Annotated in this window: 19 protein-coding genes and 2 pseudogenes; 9 read left to right on the top strand and 12 right to left on the bottom strand. The window is 60.9% G+C overall.

The window, feature by feature from the left end; all coding sequences use genetic code 11:
* Positions 1 to 4 precede the first annotated feature (4 nt).
* The 7 genes and pseudogenes from HV670_RS18365 (at position 5) to HV670_RS18335 (ending at position 9,678) form a co-directional block, all read left to right on the top strand.
* Entirely contained in the window at positions 5 to 1,633 is a 1,629-nt protein-coding gene (locus HV670_RS18365; RefSeq protein ID WP_175106227.1) for an acyl-CoA synthetase, read from the top strand.
* A gap of 218 nt (positions 1,634 to 1,851) precedes the next feature.
* Positions 1,852 to 2,127 carry a DUF4148 domain-containing protein gene (locus HV670_RS18360; protein ID WP_175106226.1) on the top strand — a complete coding sequence of 92 codons (276 nt, stop codon included), beginning with the start codon at positions 1,852 to 1,854 and terminating at the stop codon, positions 2,125 to 2,127.
* Positions 2,128 to 2,644: 517 nt separating this feature from the next.
* Positions 2,645 to 3,571: an ABC transporter substrate-binding protein gene (locus HV670_RS18355; RefSeq protein WP_175106225.1), complete on the top strand. Its 927-nt coding sequence runs from the start codon at positions 2,645 to 2,647 to the stop codon at positions 3,569 to 3,571.
* Positions 3,571 to 5,193, top strand: a complete 1,623-nt coding sequence (locus HV670_RS18350) for an amino acid ABC transporter permease/ATP-binding protein (protein WP_175106224.1) — start codon at positions 3,571 to 3,573, stop codon at positions 5,191 to 5,193. The genes HV670_RS18355 and HV670_RS18350 overlap by 1 nt, the downstream gene beginning before the upstream one ends.
* A gap of 67 nt (positions 5,194 to 5,260) precedes the next feature.
* Positions 5,261 to 6,505, top strand: a pseudogene (locus tag HV670_RS18345) (acetamidase/formamidase family protein); the annotation flags it as partial.
* Positions 6,506 to 6,774: 269 nt separating this feature from the next.
* Positions 6,775 to 9,183, top strand: a complete 2,409-nt coding sequence (locus HV670_RS18340) for an acetamidase/formamidase family protein (protein ID WP_175106222.1) — start codon at positions 6,775 to 6,777, stop codon at positions 9,181 to 9,183.
* Positions 9,184 to 9,264: 81 nt separating this feature from the next.
* A complete protein-coding gene (locus HV670_RS18335) occupies positions 9,265 to 9,678 on the top strand; it encodes a RidA family protein (RefSeq protein WP_175106221.1) in 414 nt (137 codons plus the stop codon).
* Between the two features lie 409 nt (positions 9,679 to 10,087).
* Here HV670_RS18335 and HV670_RS32040 read toward each other — a convergent pair whose 3' ends face one another.
* The 9 genes and pseudogenes from HV670_RS32040 to HV670_RS18290 all read right to left on the bottom strand — a co-directional run bounded on the left by HV670_RS32040 (position 10,088) and on the right by HV670_RS18290 (position 17,310).
* Positions 10,088 to 10,372 (bottom strand): D-Ala-D-Ala carboxypeptidase family metallohydrolase, encoded by a 285-nt coding sequence (locus HV670_RS32040; RefSeq protein ID WP_343054464.1) that lies wholly within the window; start codon positions 10,370 to 10,372, stop codon positions 10,088 to 10,090.
* A gap of 64 nt (positions 10,373 to 10,436) precedes the next feature.
* Positions 10,437 to 10,796, bottom strand: a complete 360-nt coding sequence (locus tag HV670_RS18325) for a hypothetical protein (protein WP_175106220.1) — start codon at positions 10,794 to 10,796, stop codon at positions 10,437 to 10,439.
* Between the two features lie 23 nt (positions 10,797 to 10,819).
* Positions 10,820 to 11,458, bottom strand: a complete 639-nt coding sequence (locus HV670_RS18320; protein ID WP_246257660.1) for a hypothetical protein — start codon at positions 11,456 to 11,458, stop codon at positions 10,820 to 10,822.
* Positions 11,459 to 12,250: 792 nt separating this feature from the next.
* Positions 12,251 to 13,714, bottom strand: coding sequence for an alginate export family protein (locus HV670_RS18315; protein ID WP_175106219.1), 1,464 nt, complete (start codon positions 13,712 to 13,714; stop codon positions 12,251 to 12,253).
* Positions 13,715 to 13,848: 134 nt separating this feature from the next.
* The gene (locus tag HV670_RS18310) at positions 13,849 to 14,562 is read right to left on the bottom strand and encodes a YoaK family protein (protein WP_175106218.1); all 714 of its coding nucleotides are present in this window, start codon (positions 14,560 to 14,562) and stop codon (positions 13,849 to 13,851) included.
* A gap of 107 nt (positions 14,563 to 14,669) precedes the next feature.
* The gene (locus HV670_RS18305; protein WP_175106217.1) at positions 14,670 to 15,569 is read right to left on the bottom strand and encodes a glyoxalase; all 900 of its coding nucleotides are present in this window, start codon (positions 15,567 to 15,569) and stop codon (positions 14,670 to 14,672) included.
* Between the two features lie 15 nt (positions 15,570 to 15,584).
* Positions 15,585 to 16,040, bottom strand: coding sequence for a DoxX family protein (locus HV670_RS18300; RefSeq protein WP_246257658.1), 456 nt, complete (start codon positions 16,038 to 16,040; stop codon positions 15,585 to 15,587).
* A gap of 107 nt (positions 16,041 to 16,147) precedes the next feature.
* A pseudogene (locus HV670_RS32245) lies at positions 16,148 to 16,408 on the bottom strand (amidohydrolase family protein); the annotation flags it as partial.
* 206 nt (positions 16,409 to 16,614) lie between these two features.
* Positions 16,615 to 17,310, bottom strand: a complete 696-nt coding sequence (locus HV670_RS18290) for a hydrolase (RefSeq protein ID WP_175106215.1) — start codon at positions 17,308 to 17,310, stop codon at positions 16,615 to 16,617.
* A gap of 641 nt (positions 17,311 to 17,951) precedes the next feature.
* Here HV670_RS18290 and HV670_RS18285 point away from each other — a divergent pair.
* Positions 17,952 to 18,242, top strand: a complete 291-nt coding sequence (locus HV670_RS18285; RefSeq protein WP_175106214.1) for a XapX domain-containing protein — start codon at positions 17,952 to 17,954, stop codon at positions 18,240 to 18,242.
* On the top strand, positions 18,239 to 20,125 hold the full coding sequence (locus tag HV670_RS18280) for an amidohydrolase (protein WP_175106213.1): 1,887 nt from the start codon (positions 18,239 to 18,241) through the stop codon (positions 20,123 to 20,125). The genes HV670_RS18285 and HV670_RS18280 overlap by 4 nt, the downstream gene beginning before the upstream one ends.
* 572 nt (positions 20,126 to 20,697) lie before the next feature.
* Here the strand turns inward: HV670_RS18280 and HV670_RS18275 are convergent.
* The 3 genes from HV670_RS18275 to HV670_RS18265 all read right to left on the bottom strand — a co-directional run bounded on the left by HV670_RS18275 (position 20,698) and on the right by HV670_RS18265 (position 21,720).
* Positions 20,698 to 20,871 carry a hypothetical protein gene (locus HV670_RS18275; RefSeq protein WP_217478458.1) on the bottom strand — a complete coding sequence of 58 codons (174 nt, stop codon included), beginning with the start codon at positions 20,869 to 20,871 and terminating at the stop codon, positions 20,698 to 20,700.
* A 34-nt stretch (positions 20,872 to 20,905) separates the two neighbouring features.
* The gene (locus tag HV670_RS18270; RefSeq protein WP_175106212.1) at positions 20,906 to 21,244 is read right to left on the bottom strand and encodes a hypothetical protein; all 339 of its coding nucleotides are present in this window, start codon (positions 21,242 to 21,244) and stop codon (positions 20,906 to 20,908) included.
* A 122-nt stretch (positions 21,245 to 21,366) separates the two neighbouring features.
* Entirely contained in the window at positions 21,367 to 21,720 is a 354-nt protein-coding gene (locus HV670_RS18265; RefSeq protein ID WP_175106211.1) for a hypothetical protein, read from the bottom strand.
* Positions 21,721 to 21,864: the final 144 nt, after the last annotated feature.

Below are 21,864 nucleotides of genomic sequence, written 5' to 3'. Positions count from 1 at the left end.
CATCATGCTTACTCCGACGGATGACTACACCTCACTCTACGCATCGTTTGAATGGCGGGTGCCGGACCTCTACAACATCGGCATCGACACATGCGACAAATGGGCCGATGGCAGCGCGCGCCTCGCGCTGATTCACGAGACTGAGAACGGCGATGTCCAGCGTTTCAGCTTCGATGACCTCAAAGTGCTTTCGGCGAAACTCGGCAATGCGTGGCGTGCGCAAGGCGTCGAGCCAGGTGAACGCGTGGCGATCTTTCTGGCGCAATCGCCTGAAACCGCGCTCGCCCATCTCGCCGCGTACAAGCTTGGTGCGGTGGCCGTGCCCTTGTTCGCGCTGTTCGGCGAAGAGGCACTTGCGTATCGGCTGGGTGACAGCGCGGCAAGCGTGCTCGTGACCGATAGCGAAGGCTACGCAAAGATCCAGCCGATCCTCGACAAGCTACCCGCGCTCAAGCATATCTACTGCACCGATCACCCCGCATTGGCAGCGGGCCTCGACGTTCATTCGTTCTGGGATGTTCTCAATTCGCAAAGCGACGCGTTCGTGCCTGTCGAGACGCGAGCCGACGATCCCGCAGTCATCATTTACACATCGGGTACGACGGGTAAGCCGAAGGGTGCCGTCCTGCCGCATCGTGTACTGCTCGGCCACTTGCCGTGCGTCGAGATGTCGCACGATTTCTTCCCGCAGCCGGGCGACCTGATGTGGACACCCGCCGACTGGGCATGGATCGGCGGTCTTCTGGATGTGCTGCTGCCATCGTGGCATCACGGCATCGCCGTGCTCGCCAGGCGGTTCGCGAAGTTCGACAGTGTATCGGCGTTCGAGTTGATCGCGCGGCATCGCGTGAGGAATACCTTCCTGCCACCGACTGCCTTGAAGATGATGCGTGCGGCCGATCCGACGTCGACATGGGCCTCGCATCTCGATCTGCGCAGTGTGGCAAGCGGTGGCGAGGCCCTGGGCGATGAGCTCGTCGCTTGGGGCCTGCGTACCCTGGGTGTGGTGATCAACGAGTTCTATGGGCAGACCGAATGCAATCTCGTGCTGTCGTCATGCTCGAAGATGTTCGACCGGCGCACGGGTTTTGTCGGCAAGGTCGTGCCAGGGCATAAGCTCGCCATCGTGGACGAAGAGGGAAAACCGGTGCCTTCCAACACACAAGGCCAGATCGCGGTGCGACGACCCGATCCCGTGATGTTTCTCGGCTATTGGAACAACCCGGTTGCGACCGAGGCCAAGTTCATTGGCGACTATCTGTTGACCGGCGATCTCGGGATGATGGATGAGGACGGCCACGTGCGTTTCCTGGGCCGCGACGATGATGTGATCACGAGCGCAGGCTATCGGATCGGTCCTGGGCCGATCGAGGATTGCCTGCTGAGTCACCCGGCCGTGCGAGTGGCGGCGGTGATCGGCGTGCCGGATCGGGAGCGCACGGAAGTGGTCAAGGCCTTCGTCATACTCAACGAGGGTCATTCGCCGAGCGACGAACTTGTGGCGGAACTGAAGCAACACGTCAGAGTGCGGCTTGCCGCACATGAGTATCCGCGGCTGATCGAGTTCATCGACGCGCTGCCGATGACACCGACGGGGAAAATCATTCGCAGGCAGTTGCGCGGGCGGGAGTGAATGGATATCGAAAGGAATGTCGAGCGCAACAGAAAGGTGCGACTGTGTTTCCCGGCCCACCGACGCAGCGGCTCGTGATCCGAGCGCATTGTTGCACTGCAGAAAAGGGTTAGTTAAGTAATTCAGGGCTATTCTTTGCTGAGGGTTTTCCCTAGTATTCGGGCATGGGCTTCGCGCGGCACTTGCGAACTCGCCTACGTCTATCGGAGATTACCCTTATGAAGCTATCGACTGTTGCCGTTTGTGTTGCAACGCTTGCCATGCCGCTCGCGGCTTTTGCCCAGCAATCCCAAAGTGGCTTGACCCGCGCAGAAGTTCGCGCGCAGCTCGTTGAACTCGAGAAAACAGGCTGGCGTCCGGCGCATGAAGGCTACACCTACCCGGATAAGATCGAGGCTGCTGAAGCGAAGGTCGCAGCGGAGCATGCAGCCGCCATGCGAGTCACAACGTCGGGTAGCAACAATGCACCCACCGCCACCGGCAATGGCAGCTAAGCGCAAAGCGAAGCGGTGGATGCTTGGCGCCGCTTTGACTCAATGCTCTCCCGCTGAACTGAAGGCCCTTCGGACTTTGTCCGAAGGGCCTTTTTATTGCCCCCGCCGGGTCATTCGTGCGTCGGCTTCGTCTTTGCCTACATCCGTCAGGATACCCGCTACGCTCAGCAGGAATACAGGCTGAGGCCTGTACCAAGAACACTCGAACCGGCCTGTCTATTTCACGCGAACATGGCCAAGGCCAAAACTCCGATAGAACCGTGGAATTCAATTCGACCTGTCAGACCTCCTAACTGGCCTCGGCTTCCCGATCGGCAAGCCATTCGGCAGAACGACGAGTTTTTGATCAATGACGGTCATCCGGTATCGATAGCCGCGTTTCCTTCACCCCCGTACAAGCATTTGTGCGCTCTGGGACAAGTCCGCGGAATTTCGTTCACATACCCTCGCGCTGGCGCAATGCAACAAGGCCTACATCGTGTAAGCCATTGACATCTGCCGCTCAGGGAGTTCAGGGATGTATACCAATCTTGTCGATCATGGGCATCGAGTGCGGCACGCAAGCGGTTTTGCCCGTCACTGGCGCGAGCTGGTTCTTGGCGCCGTCAGTCTGCTGGCCCTGCTGGCGTCGGGCCACGCACAGGCTGCCGCGCCGGCGCCTGCCGAATGCACGGCGCTACAGGCGAAATACCCGCAATTCAAGGGCAAGACGCTGATCAACGCGATCAACCCGCACACGCCGGGCTATGAAGCGCTGGACCCGAATGACCCCAGTAAATATGTCGGCTTCGACATCGACCTCGGCGACGCGATTGGCAACTGCCTTGGCTTCAAGATGACGTACAAGCCCGTCTCGTTCGCGGCGCTGCTGCCGACACTGCAAAGCGGCCAGGCGGACATCGTGATCTCCGACATGTATGCGACCGAAGAGCGCGCGAAGGCGGCGGACTTCATCACCTATTCGAAGGTGTTCGACGGCGTGCTCGTCGCAAAGGGCAATCCGAAGAAGATCACCGGCATCAACCCGACGATGTGCGGCACGACTGCCGCCGAGAACACCGGCTACGTTGAAGTGCCACTGATCCAGAATCTTGCGCCGGCCTGCAAGGCGGCGAACAAGCCGGAAGCGGCCGTGCAGCTGTATGACAACAACGCGAACTCGATCCAGGCGATTCTCGCGGACCGCGCCGACACCTATATCAACGACGTGAACACGGTGGACCAGGCAGTCAAGGCGTATCCGAACCAACTCGAAAAGGCCAGTGCGGTGACGCTGCCGTATTCGATTGGTATCGCCGTGCCGAAAACCAACCTGGCAATGCGCGCAGCCGTGATGGCAGCGCTCGTCGCGATCCAGAAGGCCGGCATGCAGGCCGACTTGCTGAAGAAGTGGTCGCTCGGCGTTGAAAATCTCGAAACTCCCAAGCTGATTGCCTCGAACTGATGAATTTGTTTCTGCACTATCTTGGCCTGCCGTATCTGCTAAGCGGCATCGGCTTTACGATCGCGGTCACGGCCCTCGGGCTGGCGGGCGGTCTGATCGTAGGGCTGGTGCTTGCGAGCATGCAACTGAGCAAGGTGGGCCCGCTCGCTGCGATCGCGCGCGGTTACACGGTGATTTTTCGCGGTACGCCGCTGATCCTGCAACTCGTGTTCGCGTACGACGCGTTGCCGCACATCGGGTTGAAGTTGAGCGCCTTGGGCGCAGCGGGTCTCGCGCTCGCGGCGAACGAGGGGCCGTTCATCGCGGAGATCCTGCGCGCGGGTGTGCTCGGTGTCGACCGCGGGCAAGTGCTCGCGGGGCAGGCGCTCGGCATGACGCCGATCGTGCTGCTGCGCCGCGTGATCGCGCCACAGGCGATCCGCACGATGATACCGGCGCTCGGGAACGAATCGGTCACCGCGCTGAAGAACTCGTCGCTGGCTTCCGTGATCGCGGTCGACGAACTGACCTTGCGCAGCACCCAGCTCGCGTCGTCGACGTTCGATTTCTTTTCGATCTTCTTCGCGTCCGGCCTGATGTATCTCGTGCTGACCGGCGCGATCACCGCGATCCAGTTGTTTGCCGAAACCGCGCTCGATCTCGATCGCAAGCCGTCTGGACGATTTTCACGGCTGCTGCCGTGGCGCCGTGCCCCGATCGCTGCGAACCCACCCGGCGCGGGGACGTCGCCACGCGCCGATGCGCGGCTCGAACCCACGCCGTCGCCTGTGCCCATGCCCAAGGCGCGTGACGTTCACGCGGAACGCGCGCAGCGCTACGCGACGCTCCAGAAGGAGAGCGCGACGGTGCAGGTGAAGGGTCTAAGCAAGCGCTACGGCGAGCAGACGGTGCTCGACGGCTTCGACCTCACCGTCCGCTTCGGCGAGGTCATCGCGCTGCTCGGGCCGAGCGGATCGGGCAAAAGCACGCTGCTGCGCTGTATCAATCACCTGGAGCAGTCGGATTCGGGGGAAATCCGCATCGCCGGCAAGCGTCTCGGTTTTCGGGTCGATGGTCGGCCGATGACTCAGGGCGATCTCGCCAACGAGCGTGCGAGTGCCGGCGTCGGCATGGTGTTCCAGCATTTCAACCTGTTCAGTCATCTGACGGCGTGCGAGAACATCGCCGGGCCGCTGCGCTGGGTGCACGGCATGGCGCCCGCCGATGCCGAGCGCCGAGCGCGTGAACTGCTCGAACGCGTCGGCCTCAGTCATCGCGCCGACGCGTTGCCGCGCCATCTGTCCGGCGGCCAACAACAGCGCGTCGCGATCGCCCGCGCGCTTGCGCCCAATCCTCGCGTGCTGCTGCTCGACGAGCCGACGTCCGCGCTCGACCCCGAACTCGTCGGCGAAGTGCTCGACGTGATCCAGCGGCTCGTGGACGAAGGCGGTCTGACGATGATCATCTCAACGCACCAGTTGCGCTTCGCCGATCAGGTCGCCGATCGCGTCGTGTTCATGAGCGGCGGCGCAGTGGTCGAACAGGGGCCTGCGCACGAAGTGCTCACACGCCCGCGCCATCCGTTGACAGCGCGATTCCTGAGCGTGATGGGCGCCGACGACCGGGTCGAAGTCGCATCGTAACGGCACGCGCCGTTCGGCATTGCCCGGCCCTTTGCGCCGGGCACATTACAAGGTTCTAACACCCATGAAGCACCATACTTTGCCTGTATCGCCCGAAACGGTTCATTGGGGTTACTTCAGCAAGGAAGTCGCGCCCTCGTTGACGGTGCGCTCTGGCGACCGGGTCACGATCGAGACGCTGACCCACCATGCGAACGACGATCACGAACGGATGGTCGCGGGCGACCCCGGCGCCGAAAGCATCTTTCACTGGACCCGCGAGCACAAGGCCATGCCGCGCCGTGGCGCGGGGCCAACCGAAGGACCCTTTACGCTCGGATCCGGCGAAGGTATCGGCGTGCATCTGCTGACCGGGCCGGTCGCGATCGAAGGGGCGGAGCCCGGCGACGTGCTCGAAGTGCGGATACTCGACGTGCGGCCGCGCCCGAGCTGCAATGCGTGTTATCGCGGCCGCTGTTTCGGTTCGAACGTTGCAGCATCCTGGGGCTTCCACTATCGCGATCTGATCGAGGAGCCGAAGCCGCGCGAAGTCGTGACGATTTTCGAGCTCGACACCTCGGGCGAGCCGTTCGCACGTGCGGTGTACAACTACGTGTGGACGCCGCAGACGGATCCGGACGGCATCGTGCATCGGACGATCGACTACCCCGGCGTGGAGGTCGACCATTCGCTCGTCAAGAAGCGGGAGAACATCCTGTCGAACGTGAAGGTACCCGCCCGGCTGCATTTCGGCACCATGGGACTCGCGCCGAAGGAACTCGACTACGTCAGCTCCAATCCACCCAGCTACACCGGCGGCAATATCGACGACTGGCGTGTCGGCAAAGGGGCGCGGATGTATTACCCGGTCGCCGTCGAAGGCGCATTCTTTTCGGTCGGCGATCCGCATGCGGCGCAGGGCGATAGCGAGCTCGGCGGTACCGCGATCGAGACCTCGCTGACCGGAGACTTCGAATTCGTACTGCACAAGAAGAACGACCTCGGCGGCACGATCCTCGAAGGCCTCACGCACCCGATGCTGGAAACCGACGACCAATGGTCGGTGTATGGCTTCACCTTCCCGAACTACCTGGCGGAGCTCGGCCCGGCCGGACAGATCGAGGTGGCACAGCACTCGAGCCTCGACAAGGCGATGCGTGACGCGTTCCGCAAGCTACGCCGCTTCCTGATGACCGTACACAGGCTGAGCGAGGACGAGGCCATCGCGTTGATGTCGGTCGCCGCGGATTTCGGTGTCACACAAGTCGTCGACGGCAACTGGGGCGTGCATGGCTCGATCCGCAAGAACGTCTTCGTCGGCGCGGGGGGGTGAGCGTTCCCGTCCGGCCGCGAGCGTTGCGGAGCACTTGGCTGGTGTGCTGGATGTGCCAGTGTGGTGCAAAGGAGCGTTGTTAGTGCACGCGCGGGGACTGTGTCGGCCCCGCACACACTAACGCTCAGGGGCGGGGGCGATCGATGCAGTCGACGTGCAATGGCGCGAATATTGCTCACTGCGATGACCTGTCCGCCTCTTCGAGACCATCCAAGAGCGGCGGGTGCCTTGTGACGCGTACGCGCCCGGGCATCGGCCTTGGAGTCCCCTTGCATCTGCTTCGCTTTACTACCGAATCTCATCCGGAAATTGAACGGCTTCGCGCCTGGCGGGAAGCGCTAGACAGGATGGGGTGGCGTAGCGACGCGATACCGCCTGCACAGGGCTTGCACGGGATGATCCAGGCTCAGCGGTCGATTGGCGGCTTCGATCTGAGCCTGCTGGGGTCCGCTGCGCAGACGCTCGAGCCGAATGCTGTCGATGGCGAAAGCGTGCTGATCGTGCTGCATCTTGACGGCGCGGCGACGCTGGTCGCCGACGGCCGACGTCAGCCCCTGTCGTTGAACGACCTTGTCTATCTGCCGTCGCGCGAGGGTGCCTCGCTGGTTTTCGCGACGGATTTCCGCGCCTTTGTCGTACGTATACCGCACGCGGCGATCAAAGGGCGACTCCTTGCCTTGTCGTCGATGTGTGCCTGGCGGATCGCCGGCGATACCGGCGTCGGACACGTGTTCTCCGGTTTTCTGGCGTCGCTGGCGGAAAGCATGGCGACATTGTCGACCAACGAGTTGCGTCCGCTTGAACTCGTGCTTGTCGAGATCCTGGTAGCGATGCTCGCGTCGCATCAGCGCGAAGCGCCGATCAGCGGGCTGACATCGTCGCAGGGGGCCATCTTCTCGCGCGTCTGCCGTAGCATCGATGCGCGGCTTGGCGACCCGAAAATCAGTCTCACGCTTCTCGCCGCAGAAGAGCGCGTCTCGCAGCGCTACCTGCAAAAGCTGTTCGAAATCGCCGGCCAGAGCTTCTCCACCTATTTGCGGCTGCGCCGCCTGGAACGCTGCAGGGTTGCACTCGTCGATCCACTATGCGCAAAGATGTCGATCTCGGACATCTGTTTCCGTTGGGGTTTCAACGATCCGGCGCATTTCAGCCGTGCGTTTCGCGAGCAGTATCACACCTCACCGCGCGCCTTCCGTGAGGAAGCAAGTCTGGACTTGACCCGGCATCTGGTGCGGAGCATTTCGCGCGGACTACCGTTCAAAACAGAAGCGCTGCTGCTCCATGCGCGAGGCGCGGCACTCGCCAGCGCGCAGGCAGGGCCGCAGGAAGCAGCGATCGAGGATATGAATACGGTCGTGGCCTGCCCCCCTGTCGACACACGGACCGATTCCACGAAGGGTGTTGCCCGTCGACCGGGCAAGGCGCGCCACCACCTCTTGCGTGCGACAGCAAACACGGTGCATTGGGGCTATTTCTCGCACGACTTGAAACCCGTGCTCGAAGTCGACAGCGGCGATACCGTGACGATAGAGACACTGACGCAGCATGCATCGGACGATTGGGCGCGCATGATTGCCGGTGATCCAGGCGCTGAAAGCGTGTTCCACTGGACCGCCGAGCGCAAGAACGTGAACCGGCGCGGTGCCGGGCCGCTCGATGCATCGATCTATGGACGCGGGGCCGGCGAAGGGTTCGGAGTGCATATCTGCACCGGTCCGATCGCGGTACGCGGCGCTGAGCCGGGCGACGTATTGGAAGTCAGGATTCTCGATGTGCGTCCGCGGCGCTGCGCGAATCCGCAATTCAGCGGGCGCGCGTTCGGCAGCAATGCGGCCGCGTGGTGGGGCTTTCATTACCGCGAGCTGTTGACCGAGCCCAAACCGCGCGAAGTTGTCACGATTTATGAACTCGACGCCGAGCCGCAGCCGGACCACGGTCCGTCCTATGCGCGGGCGGTCTACAACTACCGCTGGACGCCGCAGCGCGATCCATTCGGTGTGGTGCACCCCACGATCGATTATCCGGGCGTGCCCGTCGATCCTTCGACGATCGAGGAGAACCATGGGATCCTGAAGGGTGTCAAGATCCCCGTGCGCCCGCATTTCGGCCTGATCGCGGTCGCGCCGCAACAGGATGGCCTCATCGATTCGATCCCGCCGTCCGCGTTCGGCGGCAACCTCGACAACTGGCGCGTCGCGCAGGGCGCCAGCGTCTTTCTGCCGATTGGCGCGCCTGGCGCATTGCTGTCACTCGGGGATCCGCACGCGTCGCAGGGCGATTCGGAACTATGTGGGACCGCGATCGAATGCTCGCTGACCGGCGACTTTCAACTGGTCTTGCACAAGAGCGCGACGCTTGCCGGTCAACCGTATGCCGACCTTACTTATCCGCTCGTCGAAACACCTGATGAGTGGGTGCTGCACGGCTTCAGCCATGCAAACTATCTTGCTGAATTCGGCGCGCACGCGCAGAGCAAGGTCTATGAGAAGCCGACGCTAGATCTCGCAATGCGCGACGCGTTCATCAAAACGCGCCGCTTTCTAATGACGACCAAGGGCCTCACCGAAGATGAAGCTATCTCGTTGATGTCCGTTGCGGTCGACTTCGGCGTGACACAGGTTGTCGATGGCAACTGGGGTGTGCACGCGATCATCCGCAAGGCCTTGTTCGAGGGCTAATCAATTTGTGATGCGTTCGCTATGGCGCGGCCAGGCGTGGTACGCGCACGACGCTTTTCTTTGTTCATGGAGTAACAGCAGATGGATTCATCAACGAAATTCTGGATGGTCGAGGGCGCGCCTACCCCCGTCGGTCCCTTCTCTCATGCAACCGAACAGGACGGCTGGGTGTTTCTCACCGGCCAGATGCCGACATCGCCCGACGATGACAGCGCACCGCTTCCCGAAGGCGTCGCCGCACAGACGACCCGGGTCATGGACAATCTGGTCCTCGTGTTAAAGGGGATCGGGCTTGGCCTCGAACATGTCGTCTCCGTGCGGATCTTTCTGACCGAGTTCAAACGAGACTACGCGACGATGAACGCGGTCTATGCTGCCTGTTTCCCGCCTGGGAAATTGCCGGCGCGGACCTGTATCGGTGTGACTGGATTGGCGCGCGACGCGCTCGTCGAAATTGACTTTGTTGCTCGTAGGCCGGATTCATCTGCTGCTTGATGCTTGAATCGCCCCGGGGATTCCAAAGTCCTTCTTGTTTGGAAGGCGCGCGGGTGTACCTTTTGGGGCGGGCGTCCCCGATACGAGCGAAGCCGGCTCGGTTTTCGGGGATGCGGATGCCTCGCCAGGCAGAGCCTGGCATCGCACATCGCAAACTACGCATGGCGAGTCATGTAGCGAGGATGTGCACGATTGTCGAGCGTGCTCCAACCTCCCTAAACAAAGCCGGCTGATCGCTCACTTACGCTAGGGACGCGCTATAGGTGACTGTCCCGCCATTGAAGTGCGCAGTCAGGACTTGTCTCCTCGGCTGCCCTCCCGCCGGGGAGAGTCCGAGATGCACCCAGCTTCCCTCAAAAATCAGTTGATCAAACGTCAGCGTGGAGTCCTTGATCTCGAGGCATATGTCTCACGAAGTGCCAAAGGACGGACAAGTGAAGTCGACCGCCAGCCCTAGGAGATGCCTGCTATTGGGCGCGCCACCCACTGCTGCATTCACACCAGGCGACCTGTAACCCGACGCGATCGATATCGCGCGGTCGCCGAGAAGAGTGCGCACGCTTTCCAGCAACTGCGCCACCCGAGTAAGGTCTTGAATTACCTTTGCCGAGGGCGTGTTATTGATGCCCCGCCGCGTCGCGGTCTGGCTCTGCGTAAATTCGACAAGCCCAAAGTGTTCACTCAGTTGCGTCATCTCTTTCTCCTTGGATCGGGACCCCCTCCACTCAGGCGGCAAAGGCGGCTTTGCGCACTCAGTCTCACACCGCCGCGTGTGATGCGACCAACGCAACGCCGGTCAACTTGTTGATGGATTCATATATTGCTGAAACCACCGCGTTGTATATCTTCTCGATCTCGACCACGATGACCTGAACCAGTGTCTCCACGAACCCTTTTGCCATCTGCTCGAGCCCATCGAGATAGAAGATTCGCTCGGCGGCAGTGAACGCATTGGCCTCGATCATCCCGGCCACAAGTGCAGACTGTTGAGCAAGCGATCGGAGCTGGCTTTGAGCAAATCCCGCCACATTCGCCAAGTCCTTGCTGGTCACGGTCTTGACGGCTGACGAAATGCCATCCTTGAAAACCGCAGCGGTCTCTGTCAGATCCAGTGCCATGACAACTCCTTAGGGTCGCAGATTCATCTTTGCAAAATGTATTCGTAGAAGAGCGCTTCTGAAATGAAGTGCTGTACCTCCCCTTTGTTCGACGCCACCCGCCCGCTGTTGAGACCATGGGCGCAGTCAGTATCGCGAAGGAATGCGATTGCACGCGAAACCTGTGTCAGCGCCATCGCGCTGGCCGGGACGTATTGCTGCCCTTCGGCGGGTGGGGCCATTGCCGCAGATGTGACGGGTGATCGCGGCACATGGCGTTCCTCGGCGCATTCGTCGGCTGCCATTGTCAGCGCCTCAACCGACGCGGTGGAGGGTCTCGGATCACTAGCTAGCCGTTCCCGGATGGCATGTTCGAGCCTGTCTCGAATAGCGCTATCCGGTACCGGGCGGCTTTGCGACTGCAACGCGAGCGCGTCGGTCGTACCGATAATCTTGTTGTATCGCTCGACCCGCTGCGGGAAGGTGTCTTTCGTTGCCCCCATGCTCGCCGATGCGTACAGGTTCATGATGTCGTTGTTCACGCCCCGGATTCCGTCACTCAGTGCCTGGTCGGGTGCGGGTGCCAGTTGGATCGTGCATGCAGGCAATACCACCGCCGCCGCAGCGACGGCCAACAAGATCATTCTGCTCGATGATCGGCTTCGACTTTCTGCCCCGAACATGGTCTGCTCCTCGAGTCTACGAGAAAGGTGGACGCGTGCATTCACAGGGGACCGATACCTTACGCGTGTTCCGGGGGAACAGTCGTGCTCAAACATCCGGTCACTTTGAATCATGTGCGGCCGTCTACTGGAGACACGTAAGGTTCTTGTATTTATACGCTAATGTTTTCGAAAAATAGTCGAAGAAAGCGCGACTTGCTGCCAGGCAAACCCTAACGATCAGATGGCTTTCCGCGTTGGCTGTCGTACAGACAAATGCACTTCTCGCGCGACGGCTCGCTAGCGCTCCGGTTCGAATTGCGGCGGCCGACATGATGGCGAGGCCGATGCCGTTTCGCGGCCCCCGGGAAGCCCGCGTTTCGCCTGGCCGGGCTAGGCGCGACGATCCGGCTATGCTGACCCGTGATACCTAATCGGGCCAACAGCATGCGACCTGGCGCTTCTGCCAACGGCGCTTTGGAATTGAATAAAAACTTAGTTAGACGTAGCCATTCATTCGCTCGACCATTCCCAGATGTTGCCGCGTAGAAATCATTCATTCGGACAACCCTGTGTCATCTCCGCGTACCTTGAAACGTGATTTCCATACACCAGCTTATTTCGAACTACCGGAACTACCTGGTCGCTCTCATTTCCGTTGCGAAGCGTCCTCCAGTCCGCAAGCTCAAGATTTTATTGAGCAGCGAAACGACGCGCTTCGCGAAGGCGTCACCCCTCGACTTGCTCAACGAGGGCAACGTGACGCCAAGTACATGCGCTGACGCACTATGTATGCCGACTGATCCGACATGACTACCACCCGTACTTCAGCTCAAGACCCACGTAGTCTGCATTGCTGCCACCGGCATTGCGAATCGAGTCTCCGACCTGGAAATGGACGGCTTCCACTGAGCCGATCAAGTTCGCGGCGATCATCAAGTCGGCCCGCAGTTGCACATACATGCCCGTCCACAGGCTGCCATGTCCGGCTGTTCCCGGCACCACCGCACTCGCCTGCTGATACACGGCATCTGCCGTTGTCTCGCGCCACTGGAATCCGACCGCTCCGAGTAGCGCCAGGCTGCTCGTTGGCTTCATCGTGATGGAAGGCTTGACATGGATGAGGTTCGCATACCCTGTGTAGCCCGCGAGTGTGAAGTAGTATCCATTCGGGAACAACGGATTGAACGTCTCCACCCTTCCATCACCGGGATGTCTATCGCCCGACGCCGCATCGATCTGTATGCCGACACGTGGTGCCCATGGAAAGTCGAGTGTGTAACCGGCAAGCGATCCCACCGCCCACGCGCCGATCGTGTTGGTGCCCACGTGCCCTGTCTGGAACATCGTTTCCACATCCCAGTCGACGCGGCCTGCCTTTCCCGAGTACCGGAGGTCGAAGACATCCCGGTGCTCATCGCCTGTCGCATCCAGAAAGCGTGCATTGGATCGGTTGTAAAGGGAGTAGTATCCGGAGAGGTCGCCTGGTCCGACGTCCTGACGTTCGAAACGCACGCCGCTGAACGTGAGATTCCGGTTTGAGACATCGTCAAACACCGTCACATCGCGGTATTGCACAGGCTGCGTCAGGTAACCGATGAAGCGCCATTTCTGGTACTCGTAATCAGCCCATATCGCGTCGTATGCCTGCCGTACATTCGGACCATCGCGAACGGAAATGAATCGCTGAAGGTCGAACGCCATCTCCTGGCGACCGACGCGGAATTTCACCGTGCCGGGTCCTAGCGGACTGACCCACGCCACGAATGCCTGCTCCAGATCGAGCGGATTCTTGTCCACAGGAGTCACCGTATCTTTGCCGAACGGCCTGGCATCCTCGAGTTGCGCAAAGAACTGAAGATACGGGCCGATACGTGCATCGGCGCTGACCTGTGCGCGCTGGATCACGTAGGTATCCGAGTGTGCCGAGCCAATTCCGAAGAGAGGCGCATCGTTGACCTCGAGCCGCTCGCGCAGATTGGCGCCAAGCGACAGGTAAGAATCGGGATCGCCGCCGAGCGGAATGTACTTGAGACTGTCCAGTGGTTCCCGGGGCACACACTTGTCCGCAAGCACAGACCAGTCTTCCTGCCAGCGGTTGAACAGCACCACCGGCCGTTTTGCGGTACAGGCGGACGCAGCTCCATCAGCGGGCGCAGTCTCGTCCGTATCCGCCCGCGCACCGTCGCTCAGCGCCAAAGCCCCGCCGGCAACGAGAATGGAAAGGAACGCGACAGCGTCCGTACCAGCAAGCGGCCTGGGCCACACACGCATCATAAGATCTCCCCGTGTTGAAGTTTGAGCGATACGATGCCCGTGACCCCCATCGGGCATACCTGAAGTGCATCACGCACACACCCCTCAATGAGACCTGCGAACTGCGGCGAACGGCAGTCCCCCGGCCTGCCCGGCTATTTCCTGGAATCTGCCGCGCTCGTGGGAGCCGTCATGTCCGGCTGACTGCTCCATGCCTTGAACGCGAGCCACACCAGGGCGACAAACGGAAGCAGCAATGCCCAGAACCCCACATGCCGGTAGGCGATGGCGCCCGCAATCGCACCGGCTGCAAACGCGAGGATCGTCGGCAGCATCTTGCCCAGACGCTCTCGAGCCGCGGCTTTTGCATCGGATGGCGCTTTCGGCGACAGGAGATCGATCGCGTCGAGCACGGCCTGCGTCACGTTGCCCGTCATCACGGTATTCGGCACCCCGGGGCGAGAGACGAGCCGGGCATGCGCGTTTTGCACGCCCATCGCCGCCGCGCCGACCATCCCGCAGACGATGACTGGCGTGCTGTTCGGATGAACGACAGGAGCGGCACCGACGCCAGCGACGCAAAAAGCCAGCATCAGCGCAGCCTGGACAGCATAGAGAAGGCAGGCCGCTCGGTTTGGCGTCGTGGCCCGGACGCGTTTCGCGAGAACACTACTGATGACCACACCCGCGACGAATGCCGGGAAGGCCATCAGCTTCATGAACACGCCCTGACCGAACCCTGCCGCCTCAGCACCGATCAGCACGAAGTTGCCTGTGACGTGCGCGGCGAACAGACCGAAGAGTGCAACAAAGCTGAGCGTGTCCACGTAGCCCGCGATGGTTGCGAGCACGCTGTCTTCAGATTTCATCGACCGCCCCCCGTCTAAGGGCCGAATCAAAGTGAACTGGCTCGGCCTCGTGCATGTGGCCACGGTCCGAAAAGCGCCCGCTGCACTTCCCGGAGCACGACTCGCGATTACTGCGCAACTGCATGAATCTCGGCGATATAGCCACCCGGGAACTGTACGAGCGCGGCTTCGCGCTTATCCGACGTAAACGGCGGAACCAGCACCGTCGCTCCTGCTCCCTTCGCCTTCTGCAGCGTGTCGGCGAAGTTTGCCACTTCATAGCCCGTGATCTCGCGGCCAAATGGATAGGGCAGATGGCCGTCCGTCACCAGCACCGTCATCTTGCCGAAGCCCGACTCGATACGCACGCGCCGGTATGTGTCGTTGGACCGGCCAATTTCGACGCCAGGCGCCTTGCGATCATCCGATACGATCTTGCCGTGCGAGAAGGCCACGAAATTGCGGATCAGCGCATCGGCACGTTCCGGCGACACGTAAACCCGATTCTCCGGGACGGTCTGCAGCGGTTCGTAGTTCGGTGCCTGCTTGTGCCAGTAGAGCTGCATGTTGACGCCGCCAGGCCACGCGATGATCGCGTCGCGCCCGATCGGATCGGGGAACGTCGCGACCGTGACGTCCGCACCGTGCGCCTTTGCCGACTTGACGGCCGCGTCCATGTCGGTCACGAGATACCCGGTGCGCTCATTACCGAACGGGTACGGAACCGGTGTCTTAAAGCCGAACACCGACACCGTGCCGACTGGCGTGAAAACGAGTTGCGACATCGTCTGGCTCGGCGTGGGCGTCACCTGAAAGACGCCCTGTTGCGACTTGTGACCGCCGAACGTCGCGGCGAAGCTGTCCGTGAACTTGTCGAAGTCTTCCGGCGCGACATAGATATGCGTAGTGTCGTATTGCGGTCCGACGGCGACCTGCAACGCGGCTGCCGGCCTGGCCGTCGCGGCAGACGATGCTGCAAGACCGACGGCAACGATCATCGTCCCAATCAGGGAACGGAGGCTATGCATGATGGTGAAGGTCCATTAAGGTTGTTCGTGGACACCGGCAATGCCGGACGAATGTTTGACACCTGCGAGGCATGTCGCCATGACGAGGGCCGCGATCAGTCCCAGGTGCTCGAAGAAGGCATTTAAAGCCATGAAGCGCGCTTCGCCTGTCAGATTCCAGAAGTCGTTGGCGACGAGCATGGCGACAGCTGTCAATGCGCCCAGTCCGCCTGCGCCCAGCCATACCATCCGGTTGACGATCACGCAGACCGACCCGCCAAGCTCGATGACGATCGCGAGCATCGCCCACGCCCATCCAGGGTGCAGGCCAAAATGCTCCTGCTCCAGCACGGCGGAATGAAAGTTCAGGAGCTTGGCCAGACCGCCAACGACATAGGCGGAGACGAGCGCCGCACGTGCCGCCGGGAGCAGCCATGGCTGGGCAAGGATCGCAGTGACCCAGCCGGGATTTTTCTGTGCGTCGCGGCTCACGTCAGACGGCCCAGCAGCGACGCATTGCGATCGAGATGACCGAGCTCGCCTGCGCCATAAAGGATACGGCCGCCGACGATCGTGAGGTCCGAGAGCTTGCGCTGCAGATAGAGACGCCGGTGACCGACCGTCTTGCGGGTCACGAGCCATGCGAGCGACACCCACGGGTTGTGGGATGCCACGCGCGTCGCATCCGTACCCGCTGACGTTCGAACACCCTTCTCCAGCATTCTCGCAACAGGCGGTGTGGCTTTCGCGGCAGCCGTGCCATAGCGTCTGACGAAGTACTTGCCCTGGTACGCCATTCTGTGCTGCACCGCGATGCCTCCTCCAAGCGCCGTAATACGGTCCGACGTCTCGCATGAAATGAGGCGTCGAATTAAGCTGATACTCGAATAGCAGCTTCGGTCCCTTCGCCAGGGTTGCATAGAGGATCGACGCGTTCGGTTTGGCAAGCAACAGCCCCGTCGGGTTACCGTCGCAGTCATGCATGATCTGTCCACCGGGACGTTCCGGCGTGTCTTTCGCATACCCGACCAAGCGCGGTGCCGCAGCATAGCTATCGATCCAGCGACTACTTCGCGATTGGCGCCGCGACCGGCGCAAGAACTTCGTGCGTGTCCTTCACACGTTGAGCAGCCTTATGAACCATCGTATAGGCGTAGTCGACACCCATGCCGTATGCGCCAGAATGCTCTTTGACAATGGCCATGACCGCATCGTAAGTATCCCTGTTTGCCCAGTCGCGTTGCCATTCGAGCATGACCTGCTGCCACGTCACCGGAACGACTCCGGCCTGGATCATTCGCTGCATTGCGTAGTCATGCGCGTCCTTCGACGTGGCGCCCGATGCATCCGCAACCATGTAGATCTCGTAGCCGCCCTCCGCCATCGCGCACAGCGCGAACGTGTTATTGCATACCTCTGTCCACAGGCCCGATACCACCACTTTCTTGCGGCCATTCTTTGCCAATGCGTCACGGACCTTCTGATCGTCCCACGAGTTCATCGACGTACGCTCGAGTATTGGATGACCCGGGAATACGTCCAGCAATTCGGGATACGTATAACCAGAGAAGCTTTCGCTTTCTACTGCTGTGATGGTGGTCGGAATGTTGAACACCTTCGCTGCCTTAGCCAGCCCCACGACATTGTTTTTGAGCACCTGACGGTCGATCGATTGAACGCCGAACGCCATTTGTGGTTGCTGGTCGATGAAAAGGATCTGACTGTTAGTGGGCGTCAGAACTTCAAGCTTGGGGTTGCTCATGGTGTGATCCATCCGCTTTTAGATAGAAGAGAGGCACCGCCCGCACAAGGTATACCGTGCAAGGCAGATTGCTTTCGTCAGCCCGAACCGCCTTCCGCGAAGCCAACGCTAGAAAGTGTATGCAAGGATCATTCGACATCAAAGTTAATTTGGATTCCCTCGCGAACCTGGCGCTTTCGTGCTTCACCAGATCAATTTATGTCGTGAGACCTCACTGAGGCGATCCCTTTCCAACGTAATGGAGATCACCAAAGAAATTAAATAAGTGCATTTCCAAAAGACGCATGCGCTGAAGAACGGCGGCGCACTCCCTATTTTCATCGCGCTTTAAACCCGATACTCTTTCGCGTGCCAGCAGCCATTGGCGTGACGCAGCGACGCATCCCGCGTCCAGCCGTCAGAGGAGCATGACATGTCGCCTGTGCCGCCCGGTGCCGATGGGGCCGGTCTTTGCGAGACCAAGGCTCGCCGCGGAATGACGATTCGCATGCCCGGCGCTGCCGGTGTTGCGGCTTCAGCGTATTGCCCTCAGTTTTCATCGATCCACCAACAAAGGGGGGCGCCCCCTGTTGTCGCCGTTTTCTACCACCCCCGCGTTTGTACTGCCTTCACACAACGCGTGAACTACAGGAAACAAGCCGATGAAACTCTATCTTTTTTCCCTGCTCGCCGGCGTCCTGGTTGGCGTGATCTATAGCCTTATCAACGTACGCTCTCCGGCTCCGCCGCTCGTCGCGCTGGTCGGGCTGCTCGGCATCCTGGGCGGCGAGCAGATCGTTCCGGTTGTGAAACAGATGCTGTCGGGTAGTGGCTTTCACACCGCGTGGAGCGAGTCGAAGTGCAACCAGCATATGTTCGGGTCATTGCCCGGACGTCACGCCAGCGACACGGCTCGTACCGCCGCGGCCGATTCACCGGAGAAACGCTCATGAATACCAGCGTGACTGATACTCCCGATCTGATCCTGCATCACGGCCGCTTTACCACGCTCGACCGCAGCAAGCCCGAGGCCACTGCCGTCGCGATCCGGCAAGGCGTGTTCAGCGCCGTTGGCACCGACGCCGAGATCGTGCCGCTCGCAGGCAGCACCACGAAGCAGATCGACCTGCGAGGGCAGCGCGTCTTGCCGGGGCTGATCGACAACCATCTGCACATCATTCGCGGCGGCCTGAACTTCAACATGGAGTTGCGTTGGGACGGCGTACCCTCGCTCGCTGTCGCAATGGAGATGCTCAAACATCAGGTGGCGATTACGCCACCCCCACAATGGGTACGCGTCGTCGGAGGCTTTACCGCACATCAGTTCGTCGAAAAGCGCCTTCCGACTATCGAGGAACTCAATGCGGCCGCTCCCGACACACCGGTATTCATTCTGCATCTGTATGACCGCGCGATGCTCAATGCGGCTGCGCTGCGTGTGGTCGGCTATACGAAGGACACGCCCGAGCCGCCCGGAGGCGAAATTGTGCGCGATTCCGCGGGCAATCCAACGGGGTTATTACTCGCCAAGCCGAATGCGGGCATCCTCTATGCCACGTTGGCGAAAGGCCCAAAGCTTCCGCTCGAGTACCAGATCAATTCGACGCGTCATTTCATGCGAGAATTGAACCGACTTGGCGTGACGGGCGCGATTGATGCGGGCGGTGGCTTCCAGAACTATCCGGAAGACTATGCCGTGGTCCAGAAGCTGTCTGACGAGGGTCTGCTGACAATCCGCCTCGCCTACAACCTCTTCACGCAAAAACCGAAGGGCGAGAAGGAGGATTTCCTGAACTGGACCAGGACGTCGAAGTACAAGCAGGGAGACGACTACTTCCGGCATAACGGCGCAGGCGAAATGCTGGTGTTCTCAGCCGCGGATTTCGAGGACTTTCGCCAGCCGCGCCCCGATATGGGCGCGGACATGGAGGAGGACCTGGAACAGGTGGTGCGTGTGCTCGCGGAAAACCGCTGGCCGTGGCGAATGCATGCGACATACGACGAGACCATCAGCCGCGCGCTCGACGTCTTCGAGAAGGTCAATCGCGACATTCCGCTCAAGGGGCTCAACTGGTTTTTCGATCATGCGGAGACAATCAGTGAACGATCGATCGATCGCATTGCGGCACTTGGCGGCGGCATCGCCGTGCAGCACCGGATGGCGTACCAGGGCGAGTACTTCGTCGAGCGCTACGGCGCAGAAGCAGCCGAGGCGACGCCCCCCATCGCACGCATACTCGAGAAGGGCGTGAAGACATCGGCGGGAACCGATGCGACACGGGTTGCGTCCTACAACCCATGGGTGGCGCTCTCGTGGCTGGTCACGGGTAGAACGCTGACGGGGCTGCGGATCTATCCGCAACGCAACTGTCTGGACCGTGAAACCGCGTTGCGCATGTGGACCGAAAACGTCACGTGGTTCTCGAACGAAGAGGGCAAGAAAGGCCGCATAGAGGTGGGGCAATTTGCCGACCTGATCGTACCGGATCGCGACTATTTGAGTTGCCCCGAGGCCGAGATCTCCCATACGACGGCGCTGCTGACCGTGGTCGGTGGCAAGGTCGTCTACGCAGCCGGACCATTTGCAGACCACGATCTGCAGCTGCCGCCCGCGATGCCTGACTGGTCACCCGTGCGTGCGTACGGTGGCTACGCGGGTTGGGGTGCTGCGCAAGGCGCACCGTTGCAGCGTGCCCAGGCCGCGCAAAGCTGCGGCTGCGCGAATGCCTGTGGCGTGCACGCCCACGCTCATGCGCGAGCATGGTCGAAGAGTGTGCCGACGTCCGACCTCAAGGGCTTCTGGGGAGCCTTGGGGTGCTCGTGCTGGGCCGTTTAGGATCAGGTGGTGCCGCGTCTCGTGCTGCGACTCGCGCGGCATCATCGTCAGACTATTCCCGGTGAGCGATTGGGGGCAACGGCGTTAAGCGCGTCTCGACGGCAACCTCCGCGGTTCTGCCATTGCGTTCCAGCGGCATCGATCGTCAACGCCGGATTCTGCACTCGCATTCCGAACCCCGTATTGGTAGATACGTTCCTCTCCGCGGTCATCGCCTTGAAATGCACAGGAGAGCGATTCCAGCGGGCCGCTATCAGCATAAAGCCGCCGCTAGAGTGCCCCCTGGCACGCGTGGACCAACGGCCGCAACTGGCCGACTACTGCCCAATGCGGGCGGCCGTAGTCGACTGTGGATTCAACCGGTCGATGCAACACAATAGAAGAAACGCGTGTGTTCGACCATCTCCTTGCCTTGATGGCTGCCGCACGAGTCATTAGCCGAAGATCGGGTCCGCAACCGTCGGTGTAGCGCTGGAGTTGATTCCGGATAGTCAATGACCGACACCAGCAAGCCGTACGAGGCGGAGATCAGAGGGCAACCTTTCGTCTGACTGCGTGCCTCGTTCGGAGCATCAACTGGCGACCGCCGTCCCTATAGAATCCACAGTACGGGCTATCTCCATCGATAGTGTACCTGGCAGCCGCTCAGCAAAAATTCGCGACAGCTCACCGTAGTACCAGAGCGTGCCCTCCTCGCCAGCCGTGAATCGCTCGAAGACAGCGCGCCCGATGGTTTCGGTCAGCATGGATTGGTCCTTTCTTCGTAGTTAGTTTATGTGCCTATGCCCAAGGGTCGACTTCGTGCGTGAATGGAACGCCCGAGCTTTTGAGCCAGCTGAACGCGTCGTCCCAGGCCGGATAGTGCCGCCCGATACAGGCAAGCAGTTCCGCCGGAGTTCGGAGGCTGTCGCCAGTCGTGTGTGCCATGGCCTGGTAAAGACCGGGCAGCGATTGAACCGCGACCCGGTACATGTCGGCACGCCCGCTTCCGAGATAATCGAAGTCATAAAAGTCGAACAGAAGGCCGCCGTCGTCCGTCAGCTGGACCGTTGCGGTACTGCGCGAAAACGAGTTGAGTTTGATCGACCGGACTTCCGCGCAGTGCTGTTCGTCGTTCACCGAAGCTGGCTCCTGGTCTGAACCGGTTGCATGTGCAACCGTCCTTTGAATGAAACGCTCGAACGCGATGGCTTCATTGGCGCCGTAGAGCGCTATGCAGCGCTGTGTCAACACCTGCCTTTTCAGGCTATGGAGTTGCTCGATGATCGGCCCCAACGATGGCGTAGCATCCGATGAACCAGCAGGATGTCGAGCAGCGCAGGCCAGTCGGCTTGGTCTTCATCGAGCAGATAGACTGGCGCCGTGCCGATCTCGTCGGTTAGCGCAGTGTCGGCTGGTTCCAGCGCCAGCCCCCAGCCATCCGGCAGCCGGAACGGCAGGCCCCTACCGCCTGGTCGCCAGGCGAACCACACCCACTGGGCGGGATAGCGGAAGATTTCGGCCGGCGTTTCCTCGAGATGCTGGTCGCACAACTGTAGTTGCGCAATGCACCAGCAGTCGGGTTGCCATGTATTGATCTTGTTGAGCGTGACCATGAAACCATTCTAAATGGCCGGGATGGATCTGCGCCACTGCTGGTGAGGCGGCCGCGTCGTTGGACAAACACGCCCTCCCCTCGAGTTACGCGGCACCGGTCCTCGCAAACGATCAGCTCGCGATCTGCCTGCGATTCGAAAATG

The sequence above is a fragment of the Pararobbsia alpina genome (genome assembly GCF_902859895.1).
In the GTDB taxonomy this organism is placed as follows: Bacteria; Pseudomonadota; Gammaproteobacteria; order Burkholderiales; family Burkholderiaceae; genus Pararobbsia; species Pararobbsia alpina.
The sequence above is the reverse complement of the archived record's forward strand: the minus strand, read 5'-3'. Positions and strand labels throughout refer to the sequence as shown.

Coding starts and splice junctions, on each gene's coding strand:
- HV670_RS18365 (WP_175106227.1), top strand. CDS start 5: ATGCTTACTCCGACGGATGACTACACCTCACTCTACGCATCGTTTGAA.
- HV670_RS18360 (WP_175106226.1), top strand. CDS start 1,852: ATGAAGCTATCGACTGTTGCCGTTTGTGTTGCAACGCTTGCCATGCCG.
- HV670_RS18355 (WP_175106225.1), top strand. CDS start 2,645: ATGTATACCAATCTTGTCGATCATGGGCATCGAGTGCGGCACGCAAGC.
- HV670_RS18350 (WP_175106224.1), top strand. CDS start 3,571: ATGAATTTGTTTCTGCACTATCTTGGCCTGCCGTATCTGCTAAGCGGC.
- HV670_RS18335 (WP_175106221.1), top strand. CDS start 9,265: ATGGATTCATCAACGAAATTCTGGATGGTCGAGGGCGCGCCTACCCCC.
- HV670_RS32040 (WP_343054464.1), bottom strand. CDS start 10,372: ATGACGCAACTGAGTGAACACTTTGGGCTTGTCGAATTTACGCAGAGC.
- HV670_RS18325 (WP_175106220.1), bottom strand. CDS start 10,796: ATGGCACTGGATCTGACAGAGACCGCTGCGGTTTTCAAGGATGGCATT.
- HV670_RS18320 (WP_246257660.1), bottom strand. CDS start 11,458: ATGTTCGGGGCAGAAAGTCGAAGCCGATCATCGAGCAGAATGATCTTG.
- HV670_RS18315 (WP_175106219.1), bottom strand. CDS start 13,714: ATGATGCGTGTGTGGCCCAGGCCGCTTGCTGGTACGGACGCTGTCGCG.
- HV670_RS18310 (WP_175106218.1), bottom strand. CDS start 14,562: ATGAAATCTGAAGACAGCGTGCTCGCAACCATCGCGGGCTACGTGGAC.
- HV670_RS18305 (WP_175106217.1), bottom strand. CDS start 15,569: ATGCATAGCCTCCGTTCCCTGATTGGGACGATGATCGTTGCCGTCGGT.
- HV670_RS18290 (WP_175106215.1), bottom strand. CDS start 17,310: ATGAGCAACCCCAAGCTTGAAGTTCTGACGCCCACTAACAGTCAGATC.
- HV670_RS18285 (WP_175106214.1), top strand. CDS start 17,952: ATGAAACTCTATCTTTTTTCCCTGCTCGCCGGCGTCCTGGTTGGCGTG.
- HV670_RS18280 (WP_175106213.1), top strand. CDS start 18,239: ATGAATACCAGCGTGACTGATACTCCCGATCTGATCCTGCATCACGGC.
- HV670_RS18275 (WP_217478458.1), bottom strand. CDS start 20,871: ATGCTGACCGAAACCATCGGGCGCGCTGTCTTCGAGCGATTCACGGCT.
- HV670_RS18265 (WP_175106211.1), bottom strand. CDS start 21,720: ATGGTCACGCTCAACAAGATCAATACATGGCAACCCGACTGCTGGTGC.